Here is a 13,401-nt window from a genome sequence, read left to right on the forward strand (position 1 = left end):
TTATGGATGAGTTGCTCAAAGAAGCCGCGCTCAATTTTCACGAATATCCGAATCCGGGTAAAATTCAAATCACCCCGACCAAACCATTGGCCACTCAATACGATTTGGCTTTGGCTTACTCGCCAGGCGTGGCTGCGCCTTGTATGGAAATTTACAATGACCCATTGGCATCGTACAAATACACTGCCCGTGGCAATTTGGTCGCCGTGATTTCTAACGGTACGGCTGTTTTGGGATTGGGCAATATCGGCGCTTTGGCTGGTAAACCTGTGATGGAAGGCAAAGGCGTTTTGTTTAAAAAATTCGCTGGCATTGATGTATTTGACATCGAAGTCAACGAAACCGACCCAGACAAATTGGTCGACATCATTGCTTCTTTAGAGCCAACATTCGGTGGCATCAACTTAGAAGACATCAAAGCACCAGAATGTTTTTACATCGAACAAAAATTGCGTGAACGCACCAACATTCCTGTATTCCACGATGACCAACACGGCACTGCCATCATCACAACCGCTGCGGTATTGAATGGTTTGCGTGTGATAGGCAAAGACATCAAAGACGTGAAATTGGTGTGTTCTGGTGCAGGTGCGGCTGCCATTGCATGTTTGGATTTATTGGTGGCTTTGGGCATGACACGTGAAAACATCACAGTGTGCGACTCCAAAGGTGTCATCTTCAAAAACCGTGACGACAAAATGGATGTGTCTAAACAACGCTACGCCATCGAAGACAATGGTCAACGTGTATTGGGCGATGCGGTTTCTGGCAAAGACATTTTCTTAGGTTTATCAGGTCCAAATGTATTGAGCGTAGACATGCTCAAAACCATGAATCAAGACCCTATCGTATTGGCTTTGGCCAACCCACAACCTGAAATTTGGCCACCTGAAGCCATTGCTGCCCGTCCTGATGTGATCATTGGTACAGGCCGCTCAGACTTCCCTAACCAAGTGAACAATGTATTGTGCTTCCCATTCATCTTCCGTGGTGCTTTGGACGTGGGTGCATCGACCATCAACGAAGAGATGAAAGTCGCTTGCGTCTTGGCCATTGCTGACTTGGCTTTGGCTGAACAAAACGACCGTGTCGCGTCCGCTTATGGCGAAACAGGTTTGTCTTTTGGTCGTGAATACTTGATTCCAAAACCATTTGATCCACGTTTGATTGTTAAAATCGCCCCTGCTGTGGCAAAAGCTGCTATGGATTCAGGTGTGGCAACGCGCCCGATTGAAGACTTTGATGCTTACGTTGAGAAATTGGAACAATTCGTTTACAAGTCTAACTTGTTCATGAAACCAGTCTTCACCAAAGCCAAAACCCAATTGAAACGCGTGGTATTGTGTGAAGGTGAAGATACTCGCGTCTTGCACGCCACCCAACACATTGTGTCACAAAAATTGGCATTCCCTGTGTTGATTGGTCGCCCTGAAGTGATTGAAAAACGCATCAAAGACTTGGGTTTGACCATTCAAGCGGGCAAAGACTTTGAATTGGTGAACAACCAAAGCGATCCTCGCTACCGTGATTATTGGGGTGAGTACTATCAATTGATGAAGCGCAAAGGCGTAACCGAAGAAATGGCGCGCCGTCGTGTGATTGGCAACACCACATTGATTGGTGCGTTGATGGTCAACCGAGGCGATGCAGACGCTTTGATTTGCGGTACGTTTGGTCGTTATAAAGAGCATTTTGACACTTTAGAATCGGTGATTGGTTACGACAACGATGAACAAGTGGCAGGTGCCATGAACGCTTTGATTTTGCCTCGTGGCAATGTGTTCATTACCGATACTTATGTGAACGCCGACCCAACAGCCAAACAATTGACCCAAATCACCCAAATGGCTGCCACAGAAATGCGCCGTTTTGGTATCGAGCCTAAAGCTGCGTTGTTGTCTAATTCTAACTTCGGTTCGATTGACAATCCAAGCTCACGCTTGATGCAAGAAACTTTGGCCATGCTGCAAGAGCAATCGCCTGAATTGGAAGTGGATGGCGAGATGCAAGGTGATGTGGCATTGATGGAAGACATGCGTCAATCGATTTTGCCTGAGTCTAGCTTGACTGGCTCGGCAAACTTGTTGGTGATGCCTAATATCGAAGCGGCCAGCATCAGCTACAACTTGCTGCGTGTGTCTGCTGCTGATGGCGTGACCATTGGTCCTATCTTGATGGGTTTGAACAAGCCAGTTCACATCTTAACGCCAATTTCATCGGTACGCCGCATCATCAATATGGTGGCTGTGGCTGCGGTTGAAGCACAACGCCAAGACGACCAGCAAGCATAAGTTTTAGCCAAGCTTCATACTCAAAGCGTCCTGTAAATCTTTACAGGACGCTTTTGTATTGTTTATACCGCCTGTGGTTTTGTGCCGTTATAATGTGGTTTATTCTATTTTGTGAGTGTTGTCATGGCTAAATGTCCTTTGTGCCAAACCCAAGGCGAAACAATTTTGTATCAAGATGAGATGGTACGGGTGATTTTGGTGACCGACCAAGTCTTGACGCCTGCTTATTGCCGCGTTATTTGGCAAGATCATGTTGCCGAAATGACCGACTTAACCGAATCCCAACGCCAATATTTGATGCATGTGGTCTACCAAGTAGAAACCATCATGCGCGACATTTTCAATCCCATCAAAATCAATTTGGCCAGTTTTGGCACCATGGTGCCGCATCAACATTGGCATGTGATTGCTCGTTTTGAAGACGATGCTTATTATCCCGATTCTATTTGGTCTAGCCCACGTCATCATCATGTCCCTAAGCTACCTGATAATTGGCGTTTACACTTGACCGAAGCTTTGAATGCTTAAGGAGTTTTTATGTTGGACCAATCTATTTCTCGCCGCCGCATCTTAAGCTATGGCAGCGCTGGCGTGGGAGCCGCTGTCTTGACCGCTTGCGGCACGCCCAAAACCGTGACCCCAACACAACCATCCACTCAAACACCACGCCCACCACAACACGTCATGGGAGACAGCACTTTGTTGCGAATTTTTGCCTGCTCAGGCTTTTTAGACCGTACCGACCGTGTCACCACTGGCATACAGCGTTTACAATCATGTGGCTTTCAAGTGAGCAATACCGAAGCTGCCTACCGCCGTTTCCAACGTTTTGCAGGCAGCGATGGTCAACGTATTCAAGATTTGCAAGCCGTCGCCACAGGTCAAGTGGCCACGCCTAAAATTTTATTGGGCGCACGTGGCGGTTATGGTGCCATTCGCTTGTTGCCTCACATTAATTGGGATGGCTTAGGCGGGCGCATGCGTGAGCAAGGCACTTTGTTGATGGGTTACAGCGATATTTGCGCCATTCAATTGGCTTTGTTAGCGCAAACAGGCGTGCCTAGCATCGCAGGTCCCATGTTGTACAGCGAGTTTGGCAGCCCTAGCCCTAGCCCGTATACAATGCAAAACTTCATCGACACCACAACCAAAAGCCAAAACACCATTTATGTTGGTCAAATCCAAGCTCACAATCTGAATGTGAGCGGCAAATTTTGGGGTGGTAATTTAAGCGTCCTGCAATCTTTAGCAGGCACGCCTTATATGCCCAATATTGAAGGCGGTATTTTGTTTTTAGAAGATGTGAACGAGCAGCCGTATCGCATCGAACGTGCTTTGCAAACCTTGCATTTGGCAGGCGTTTTGAAGAAACAACAAGCGATAGTGTTGGGTGATTTTCGCATGGGCAATATTCGCGATTCGTATGATGCCAGCTATAATTTGTCTAGTGTGGTACACACGATTCAAAACACCACAGGCGTGCCTGTATTAACAGGTTTTCCATTTGGTCACATTACCAATAAAGTGACGATGCCTTTGGGTGCTCAAGCACATTTGCAATCTACCAGCAATGGCGGTTATCAAGTGACGTTTAGCCATTATCCTATGCTAGATGCCAATCGCTTAAATTTAAGCAATTTATTGCCGCCACCTGAGCCTGTCTTTGACACCTTGAACTCCGTGTTTGGTACGCCTAGCAATCAAGATGCGCAAATCATAGAAGCAGAATAAACGCATCACTAGCCATTTTAAAAGCGTCCTGTAAACTTTTACAGGACGCTTTTTTTATGATGAATTAATTGGCTTCAGCGAAAGAGCATTTGATTTTTATCCGTTCTCGATATTCCAAACAGCGTTTTTGTGCCAATGGCAACAAATCCACATAATAAGGCGAGTTTTGCATGGCTTTGATATGCCCATCCAATTGATTCGGATAATAACGCCACACTTGCTCTAGCCATGCGGTTGCCTCATCACGTTGCCCCATACGATATTGGTACATGCCCCAACGAATGGCATAACTTGGATAAGGACGGTACGTCGCCACCACACGCGCATTTTCAACTTCATTATTCACGGACATGTCTTGATAAGGGCTAAAACTGCGTTCCATCAAAGCCATTCCAACATAATAATATAACAAATATTCATGCTTGAGCAAAGCATTGATTTGGGCTTTTTTCTGCTGTGCCACTTGCGCGCTCTCGCCTTTGGCAATGCCATATACCGATACAATATCTTGATACACAAATAACAGGCGCACCGTTCCCAATAAAGCAACCAATGCCAATATTCCCAAAGTCATGTTCAAACGATGCCATGAATGGGGGCTTGCCGTTGGATAACGATGTGTGTGATGTGGCACCAACGCCAAAAACAATGCAAACGGCAGTAAAAAATACACATACCAAAGTGGGTATTCCAATAAGCTATGACACAAGCTGACCGAAACCATCGCCAAAATCGCAAAGCTTTCAGGACGCTTGGCAAACACCACACAACGCCAAACCAAACACAACAAACCTATCAACAAGCCAACACAACCTATCACACCCACTTCTAATAACAACTGCAATATTGTATTATGGTTATGCGTAAACAAGACATCTGCTCGGGCACTGAGCAGACCATCCCCATGCCGCCAAAAACTTTGCGAAGCACCACTGCCCCAACCATGTCCCCACCAAGGACTATTTAAAAAGGCTTGCCAAGCTTTGAGCCACTCCACGCTGCGCGCAGAATCGACCACGGTTTTGGCAGCGGTCACACGCTCTAAGCCTGTGGTCGTAGTCGCCCCTGAAAAAAATGCCAATACTTTTTTCAAGCCAAACTGTACAGCCAAAACCCACAACAACGCACCCATTGTCCAATACCAAGATGCTTGCCAAGCTTTGCCGACACGCAGGCGCCACACACATGCCCAAAAACCAATCACAAGCAAGTACACAATCAACGTGCGTGAGCCGATTAAGCCGATGCTCAAACCCAACCATGCAATCAACAAAGCGGCCAATAATCGACTCATCAAACGGGCTTGTTGCAGGTACAAAATAACAACCATACCCCACATCAAATAATGACCTAGATGATTGCGCTGCCCCAATTGCCCCATAATATTAGTCGGCTGTGAATAAGACAGATAGCCATGAAAATGCTTGGTTAAACCAAAGTATTGCAACCACATCACTGCGCTTTGCAACAAAACACCCAACACCAAACCCCAAGCCAAATAACAAAAGACATCGACATCAGATTCTTGTTGCCAACTGTGTAAAGCCCACGCAGCCACAGCTGCCACCAACACCACCATTGCCGCCAAATCAATTTGCGACAACCAATCCAAGCCTAGCAAGCGCCCTTGCACTGCAATCCATGCAGCAAAACCGATGAATACCATGCTAATAAGAGGTGGTTTATGACGCAAATACCCCATCAAAGCCACGCCCATGACCAACAGCAAAGCCAAGATGATGCTCACCGATTCAATGATCAAACCTGTTTGCGGACCAATGCGCCGATTCATCAAAAATGGCACCACCACCACAGACATCACAGCCATTACGGCCAATATATAACCCAAGCACAAACGCACTGCTTTTATCTGAACCACTGTTTTTTGTTCAATGTTGCCATTAAACACCCCATCTTCATTGAATGATTTGCCAATCTATGACAAGCCACTCCCATCAACACAATAACGGCCATGCTCACAGAGCATAGGCCGTCTCTATTTTAAACCCACAGTTTCATTACTCTGGCAATTGCGATGCCGTTATCTCATCCGCTTCAGATGTTTTAGGCTTCACAAAACGGCACATTTGCAGACCTAACTCATACAAAATAATCAATGGTACTGCCAAGAAAATTTGTGACAATACATCAGGTGGCGTCACAATCGCAGCTACCACAAATGCCCCCACAATCACATACGAACGTGCCGCGCGCAGTTTTTCCAAAGACACAATACCCATACGGCACAACAAGACCACCACCACAGGCGTTTCAAATGCGATACCAAAAGCCACAAACATACCTAAGACAAATGACAAATATTTATCGATGTCAGTGGCCATGCTCACACCCTCAGGCGTCACTTGGGCTAAAAAATGGAAAATAGTTGGAAACACCAAATAGTAGGCAAACGCCATACCTACAAAAAACAACAAAACTGTTGATATGACCAAAGGAATCACCAAACGTTTCTCTGTTTGGTACAAGCCCGGTGCCACAAATGCCCATACTTGCCACAAAGTATTGGGCAAACTGATTAAAAACGCCAACATCAAAGTGACTTTGACTGGCACAAAAAAGGGCGTAATAACATCGATGGCAATCATTTGATTGCCCGCTGGTAAATTGGCCATCAGCGGATTGGCAACAAAAGTGTATAACTGCTCAGAAAATGGCATCAAAGCAAAAAAACACACAAGCAAGCCTATGATGATGCGAATCAAACGGCTGCGCAATTCAACCAAATGGCTGATTAAAGGTTGGGTTTCATCCATGAGAAATCTGTTTGTGTTGACGGCGAGCACCGATGCGCTTGGCGCGAGGATTGATATGTTGATACGGACGAATGTTTTTACGGCGTTGGCGGCTTTGTTGTGCGAGCGTTGTCTTAGGCAAATGTTGCTGTTGCTGCGCAGTCCAAACACGCTCTGCAAGCATGTCTTCATCTTCCTCCTGAGACCAATGAGAATGGTGCCAAGAAGGTAAAGACGGCTGTATGTCTTGTTGGATTTGCTGCGCTTGTTGCTGTAAATCGTCTTTCAAACTTTGCGCCGATGCTTGCAAATCGGCTTTCATTTGCTGGAAGTCTTGCAAGCCCATGTCTGCGCCTAACTCAGCCTTAGCATTGTGAACCATATTTTGTATTTTTGCCAAACTACGGCCCAAAAAACGGGCTAAGACCGGCAAACGCTCCGGTCCTAGTACGATTAAAGCCACAGTGGTGAACAATAAGATTTCACCAAAACTCAATTCAAACATGCATCAACTGTCTTTTTTGTCTTGCTCAGTGGTTTTGGCTTCAAGTGCATCGGTTTTGGCCGCTTCATTGCCTTCATTCATGCCTTTTTTAAAGTCATGCACCGCACCGCCAATGTCTCGACCTGCGCCGCGCAATTTTTTGGTGCCAAATACCACCACCACCACCACCAAAACCACAAGCCAATGCCAAATTGACCAGCTACCCATGACATTTCCTTTTTAAAATCCAAATTTTAGACTCAAACACCCACACAGCATTTCAATCTATACATCTCATGCCCATATTTTACAGGACGCTTATCATACAAAAAAACATGGGACATTATACTGCCAATCATGTCCCATTATCCAAACTTATCCGCACAAACTTATTGCGGTGCAATCATGTTTTCAGGACGCACCCATGCGGCATATTGGGCTTCATCCACCAAACCACTGAGCAAAGCTTCTTGTTTTAAAGTCGTTCCATTTTTATGAGCCGATTTGGCAATTTTTGCCGCTGCATCGTAACCAATGTGCGGCGCCAATGCGGTCACCAACATCAAAGAATTCGCCATCAACGTTTCAATCTGCGCTACATTGGCGACGATGCCTTCAACACAATGCTCTGCAAAAGACACCATCGCATCGGCAAGCAAGCGAATCGATTGCAACACATTGTAAGCAATCACAGGCTTGTAAACATTCAATTCAAAATGACCTTGGCTCGCTGCAATGCTGATGGTCGTGTGATTGCCCATCACTTGAGCGGCAACCATCGTCAACGCTTCGCACTGAGTTGGATTGACTTTGCCCGGCATAATAGACGAACCAGGTTCATTTTCAGGCAAACTCAATTCGCCCAAACCCGAACGAGGACCCGAACCCAAAAAGCGAATGTCATTGGCAATTTTCAACAAATCTGCCGCCAACGCATTCAAGCTGCCATGAAAATGATTCAAAGCACCGTGCGACGCCAAGGCTTCAAATTTATTGGCAGCGGTTTTGAAAGGTTGACCCGTCAAATCAGCCACATTTTGCGCAAACGCAACATCAAAACCGATGCGAGTGTTCAAACCCGTTCCCACTGCCGTACCGCCTTGCGCCAAGCAATACACATCTTGCAAGGCTTGCACAATGCGCTGTGTACCATATTCTATCGCCGCCACGTAACCTGAAAACTCTTGCCCCAAAGTCAAAGGCGTCGCGTCTTGCGTGTGTGTGCGTCCGATTTTGATGATGTGCGCAAAAGCAGCTTCTTTGGCTTTCAAAGCGTCCTGTAAACGCTGTAAAGCAGGTAACAAACGCTGCTGCGTTTCTAACACAGTAGCAATGTGCATCGCCGTTGGAAATGAGTCGTTAGACGATTGCCCCATATTGACATGGTCATTGGGATGCACTGGTTTTTTGCTGCCTAAAACACCACCGAGCAACTCAATGGCACGATTGGAAATGACTTCGTTGACATTCATATTGGTTTGCGTGCCAGAACCTGTTTGCCACACCACCAACGGAAAATGCGCATCCAAGCGTCCTGTAACCACTTCTTGCGCCGCTTGGATAATGGCATCGGCAATTTGAGGCGACAATTCACCTGCTGTCAAATGCGCCATGGCTGCTGCTTGCTTGACATACGCTAAGGCGTAAATCAACGGCAACGGCTGGGTTTCCGTACCAATTTTAAAATTGTGGCGCGAACGCTCGGTTTGCGCGCCCCAATAACAATCTTGTGCCACCGCAATGGCACCAAAACTGTCGGTTTCTTGTCTGCTTGTTTCTGACATATGCATGACTCTTTCACAAAAAATTCATCGGCTGTGTTTATGAGGACGAAGTTCCGTGAAATAACACTTTCTCGGGCTTATTGTGTGCGCGAGGCTTTTTCGTCAATGCCTGAAATGTTTTGACGGCGTTGCAATTCCATCAACACATCGTCCGCACGCAAACCATGGTAAGACAACAATACCAAAGTGTGAAACCACACATCCGCCACTTCTTTGACCAAATGCAATTTCTCACCATCTTTAGACGCCATCAACACTTCACCGGCTTCTTCAATGACTTTTTTCAAAATGGCATCTTCGCCTTTATGCATCAATTGCGACACATAAGACGATTGTGGTGCCGCTTGTTTGCGCACTTCAATCACATCAGACAATTCTTTTAACAATGCTTCGTTCATTTTTCCACCCTTTATTTTTGACCGTAAATGTCTTGTTCGTGTTTCAAAATGGGATCAACTGTCTGCCATGCACCGTTTTCCCACACTTGATAAAAACAACTTTCACGACCAGTATGACAAGCAATACCGCCTTGTTGCTCAATTTGCATCACAATCGCATCACCATCACAATCCAAACGCAATTGATGCACTTTTTGCACGTGACCCGACTCTTCGCCTTTCATCCACTGTTTTTGGCGTGAACGGCTGTAGTAATGCGCAAAACCCGTTTGTGCCGTTTGCGTTAAAGCCTCGGCATTCATCCACGCGACCATCAACACGCGTGAAGTTTGATAGTCTTGCGCAATGGCACAGACCAAACCATTGGCATCCCATTTAACGGCATCTAACAAAGCTTTGTTTTGATTTGTATCCATAATGTCCACAATATTCAGGACGCTAAAGCGTCCTGTAAAAATTCATCGATTCAATTGACCGACCATTTACAAACGCACTTCAATGCCAGCTTGCTGCATCGCCAATTTCGCTTCGCGTATGCTCACTTCGCCAAAATGGAAAATGCTCGCAGCCAAAACCGCATCGGCTTTGCCTTCTTTAACACCATCAATCAAGTGCTGCACATTGCCCACACCGCCTGAAGCAATCACAGGAATGTCCACCGCTTCGCTGATAGCGCGGGTCAAAGGCAAGTTAAAACCAATTTTGGTGCCATCACGGTCCATGCTGGTGAGCAAAATTTCGCCCGCACCACGCGCTTGCATTTGGCACGCCCATTCTACCGCATCAATACCTGTTTGCTTGCGGCCACCATGGGTGAACACTTCCCAACGGGTATTTTCAGGATTGACCGCTTTGGCATCAATCGCCACAACAATTGCTTGCGAACCAAAAAAACTGCTGGCGTCACTCACCAAATCAGGATTGGTAATGGCCGCTGTGTTGATACTGGCTTTGTCCGCGCCGGCATTGAGCAAACGACGTATGTCTGCCACCGCGCGCACACCACCGCCCACCGTCAACGGAATGAACACTTGGCTCGCCACTTTTTCAATCACATGCAAAATCGTGTCACGGTTGTCGGAACTGGCGGTAATGTCCAAAAAAGTGATTTCATCCGCGCCTTCATCGTTATAGCGTTTGGCCACTTCCACAGGGTCGCCTGCGTCACGCAAAGACAGGAAATTAACCCCTTTGACCACACGACCATTGTCCACATCCAAACATGGGATGATGCGTTTTGCTAACATGCAACTCTCATTTCTTGTTCTTGCCGACTTGTTGCGGCACTCGCGCTAAGCGCGCACTCAAACCATTCAAAAGCGCAATGCCCAACATCACCACACTGAAAACCAACCAAGTCTGGTAATACATATATTGCTCATAAGTATAAAATACATAAGCAATGGCAGGCACAAACAACCAATTAATGACCAACAATCCCCAACCTCGGATACTGTGGCGTTTGCATGTTAACAAAGTCAATGCTGGTGTCAACAACATTAACGCCAACAACGCCCACATCATCGGACTCATGCTTTGCTGCCAATAATCCAAACCTGAGGAAAAATCATCGGGTTGTGCGACGGTGTCTTGTGACTGTTGCCACCACAACCCTAAAAATACCAAACCGTGTAACAACACGGTGCTTACTACTCGAAACATTAAACCTCAGCTAACTCATCCGCTAAGTCTTGCGCTTGCTTGAAATCAATGGAACCTTCGTAAATCGCACGACCTGTCACCGCACCTTCTACGCCACTGCTTTGTACCGCACACAACGCACGAATATCATCCAAGTTGGTCAAGCCACCTGAAGCGATAACAGGCACAGACACAGCTTCTGCCAATTTTACAGTCGCCTCAATATTGACGCCTGACATCATGCCATCGCGACCAATATCCGTATAAATAATGCTGTGTACGCCATAATCAGCAAAACGTTGACCGACTTCGGTCACATGGTATTTGGTGACTTTTGCCCAACCATCGGTTGCGACCAAACCATCTTTGGCATCTAAACCCACGATGATTTGATTCGGAAAAGCATCACACGCATCACGCAAAAACTGCGGATTTTTAATCGCAGCCGTGCCAATGATGACATATGACAAACCCAAATCTAAATATTTCTCGATGGTATCCAAATCACGAATGCCGCCGCCCAATTGCACAGGAACGTCTTTAGACACTTCATCTAAAATGGCCTTAATCGCACCCAAATTTTGCGGTTTGCCCACAAACGCACCGTCCAAATCAACCAAATGCAAACGACGTGCACCTTGCTTTACCCAATGCATGGCCATGTCCACAGGTTTGTCAGAAAAGACAGTTGCCTCTTCCATCAAGCCTTGGCGCAAACGCACACATTGACCGTTTTTCAAATCGATGGCAGGAATCAATAACATAATCGTACTCAAATATTGCAATTAATAGATTGGTAATAGGCCATGAAAACCTCATACCGCTACGAGAAATCCAATGCCAATATGTATCTTGGCAAACAGACCAATAATTCTACAACTTTTTGATGGCTTGTTGTGCCTTATATGGCTTGAAAATAGAGGTTTTATAGCAGGTTTTCACCGCATTTATCGGTTTCATATTTTCAAACCATACACACCTAAAAACCGATACCATCCATTTTTACGCTTGACCATTCCACAACAAAAAGTTTTGAAACAATTGTAAACCTGCATCATGGCTTTTTTCAGCATGAAATTGCGTGGCAAAAACATTATCACGACCCACCGCGCAAGCAAATGTTTCAGGATAATCACTTTGGCCTAATACAATGCTCGCATCTGTCGGCGCAAAATGGTAGCTGTGCACAAAGTAAAAGCGCGCGTCTTGCGCCACATTTTGGAACAAAGGATGGTTTTGGGTTTGATGCACTTGATTCCAACCCATGTGCGGCACTTTCAATTTATTGCCTTGAGCGTCCTGTAAGCCATGAGCAAAACGTTTGACGCTGCCTTGGAACCAACCTAAGCCTTGCGTATTGCCTTCTTCGCTCACATCAAACAACAATTGTGCACCGACACAAATGCCAAAAAATGGCTTGTTCTTAAAGCCGTCGGCAATCGCCTCACCCAAGCCGCTTTTTTGCAAAGCCGCCATACAATCAGGCATCGCCCCTTGACCTGGGAAAATGACTTTGTCCGCTTGATAGACCACATCAGGATTGCTGGTCAATTGGATGTCAGCATTCACATTCGCACGCACTTGCGCAGCTTGGGCAGACTTTAGCACCGAATGCAAATTGCCCATGCCATAATCTACGATGGCAATTTTCATGATTTCAAATCCTCATACAACAATGAAAACAAAGCGTCCTGTAAGTTTACAGGACGCTTTGATGCTTGAATCAGGCAGTCAACGTGCCTTTGGTTGACGGCGTCAATCCTGCCATGCGCTCATCCCATTCTACCGCCATACGCAAAGCACGGCCGAAAGCTTTGAAAATGGTTTCGGCTTGGTGATGGGCATTGATGCCACGCAAGTTGTCAATGTGAACCGTCATCATCGAATGGTTGATCAAACCATGGAAAAATTCACTGAACAAATCCACATCAAATCGACCAATCACCGCACGCGTGTATTCAACGTTGTAAGTCAAACCTGGACGACCTGAAAGGTCTAACACCACACGGCTCAAAGCCTCGTCCAAAGGCACATAGCTGTGTCCATAACGGCGAATGCCCACTTTGTCGCCAATGGCTTGTTTCAAAGCCTGACCCAAAGTAATGCCGATGTCTTCCACAGTGTGGTGGTCATCAATGTGCAAATCGCCTTTGCACGTGATGTCCATATCAATCATGCCATGGCGGCAAATTTGGTCCAACATGTGTTCCAAAAACGGTACGCCTGTGTCAAATTTGCCTATGCCTTTGCCATCCAAATTGATGCTGACACTGATTTGCGTTTCTGATGTGTTGCGGCTAACGGTAGCGGTACGCATAA

At 46.2% G+C, this 13,401-nt stretch carries 14 protein-coding genes and 1 pseudogene; 3 read left to right on the top strand and 12 right to left on the bottom strand.

The features are described 5' to 3' along the window. Positions 1–2 precede the first annotated feature (2 nt). The 3 genes from ADP71_RS07595 to ADP71_RS07605 all read left to right on the top strand — a co-directional run bounded on the left by ADP71_RS07595 (position 3) and on the right by ADP71_RS07605 (position 4,022). Complete coding sequence (locus ADP71_RS07595) at positions 3–2,291, top strand: NADP-dependent malic enzyme (RefSeq protein ID WP_171461050.1); 2,289 nt, start codon at positions 3–5, stop codon at positions 2,289–2,291. A gap of 123 nt (positions 2,292–2,414) precedes the next feature. After that, the gene (locus tag ADP71_RS07600; RefSeq protein WP_019957564.1) at positions 2,415–2,819 is read left to right on the top strand and encodes an HIT family protein; all 405 of its coding nucleotides are present in this window, start codon (positions 2,415–2,417) and stop codon (positions 2,817–2,819) included. Positions 2,820–2,828: 9 nt separating this feature from the next. Next, positions 2,829–4,022, top strand: a complete 1,194-nt coding sequence (locus tag ADP71_RS07605; protein WP_104931925.1) for an LD-carboxypeptidase — start codon at positions 2,829–2,831, stop codon at positions 4,020–4,022. Positions 4,023–4,086: 64 nt separating this feature from the next. Here ADP71_RS07605 and ADP71_RS07610 read toward each other — a convergent pair whose 3' ends face one another. The 12 genes and pseudogenes from ADP71_RS07610 to hisB all read right to left on the bottom strand — a co-directional run. Then, positions 4,087–5,931 carry a PglL family O-oligosaccharyltransferase gene (locus tag ADP71_RS07610; RefSeq protein WP_104931926.1) on the bottom strand — a complete coding sequence of 615 codons (1,845 nt, stop codon included), beginning with the start codon at positions 5,929–5,931 and terminating at the stop codon, positions 4,087–4,089. A 109-nt stretch (positions 5,932–6,040) separates the two neighbouring features. Then, positions 6,041–6,796 (bottom strand): twin-arginine translocase subunit TatC, encoded by a 756-nt coding sequence (tatC, locus tag ADP71_RS07615; protein ID WP_019957561.1) that lies wholly within the window; start codon positions 6,794–6,796, stop codon positions 6,041–6,043. Beyond that, positions 6,789–7,280 (bottom strand): Sec-independent protein translocase protein TatB, encoded by a 492-nt coding sequence (gene tatB, locus ADP71_RS07620; protein WP_019957560.1) that lies wholly within the window; start codon positions 7,278–7,280, stop codon positions 6,789–6,791. Before tatB ends, tatC begins: the two co-directional genes overlap by 8 nt. A 3-nt stretch (positions 7,281–7,283) precedes the next feature. Further along, positions 7,284–7,487: a Sec-independent protein translocase subunit TatA gene (gene tatA / locus ADP71_RS07625; RefSeq protein WP_019957559.1), complete on the bottom strand. Its 204-nt coding sequence runs from the start codon at positions 7,485–7,487 to the stop codon at positions 7,284–7,286. Positions 7,488–7,648: 161 nt separating this feature from the next. Next, on the bottom strand, positions 7,649–9,043 hold the full coding sequence (fumC, locus tag ADP71_RS07630) for a class II fumarate hydratase (RefSeq protein ID WP_019957558.1): 1,395 nt from the start codon (positions 9,041–9,043) through the stop codon (positions 7,649–7,651). A 77-nt stretch (positions 9,044–9,120) separates the two neighbouring features. Beyond that, positions 9,121–9,441: a phosphoribosyl-ATP diphosphatase gene (locus ADP71_RS07635; protein WP_019957557.1), complete on the bottom strand. Its 321-nt coding sequence runs from the start codon at positions 9,439–9,441 to the stop codon at positions 9,121–9,123. Between the two features lie 11 nt (positions 9,442–9,452). Continuing rightward, positions 9,453–9,857: a phosphoribosyl-AMP cyclohydrolase gene (gene hisI / locus ADP71_RS07640; protein ID WP_019957556.1), complete on the bottom strand. Its 405-nt coding sequence runs from the start codon at positions 9,855–9,857 to the stop codon at positions 9,453–9,455. 66 nt (positions 9,858–9,923) lie between these two features. Continuing rightward, positions 9,924–10,688 carry an imidazole glycerol phosphate synthase subunit HisF gene (gene hisF, locus ADP71_RS07645; protein WP_019957555.1) on the bottom strand — a complete coding sequence of 255 codons (765 nt, stop codon included), beginning with the start codon at positions 10,686–10,688 and terminating at the stop codon, positions 9,924–9,926. Positions 10,689–10,695: 7 nt separating this feature from the next. Next, positions 10,696–11,103, bottom strand: coding sequence for a hypothetical protein (locus ADP71_RS07650; protein WP_019957554.1), 408 nt, complete (start codon positions 11,101–11,103; stop codon positions 10,696–10,698). After that, positions 11,103–11,846: a 1-(5-phosphoribosyl)-5-[(5-phosphoribosylamino)methylideneamino]imidazole-4-carboxamide isomerase gene (gene hisA / locus ADP71_RS07655; protein ID WP_019957553.1), complete on the bottom strand. Its 744-nt coding sequence runs from the start codon at positions 11,844–11,846 to the stop codon at positions 11,103–11,105. Before hisA ends, ADP71_RS07650 begins: the two co-directional genes overlap by 1 nt. A gap of 238 nt (positions 11,847–12,084) precedes the next feature. Further along, positions 12,085–12,735: an imidazole glycerol phosphate synthase subunit HisH gene (gene hisH, locus ADP71_RS07660; protein WP_104931927.1), complete on the bottom strand. Its 651-nt coding sequence runs from the start codon at positions 12,733–12,735 to the stop codon at positions 12,085–12,087. A gap of 70 nt (positions 12,736–12,805) precedes the next feature. Continuing rightward, positions 12,806–13,396 (bottom strand): annotated as a pseudogene (gene hisB / locus ADP71_RS07665) (imidazoleglycerol-phosphate dehydratase HisB); the annotation flags it as partial. Positions 13,397–13,401: the final 5 nt, after the last annotated feature.

It is taken from the genome of Vitreoscilla sp. C1 (genome assembly GCF_002951955.2).
In the GTDB taxonomy this organism is placed as follows: Bacteria; Pseudomonadota; Gammaproteobacteria; order Burkholderiales; family Neisseriaceae; genus Vitreoscilla; species Vitreoscilla stercoraria.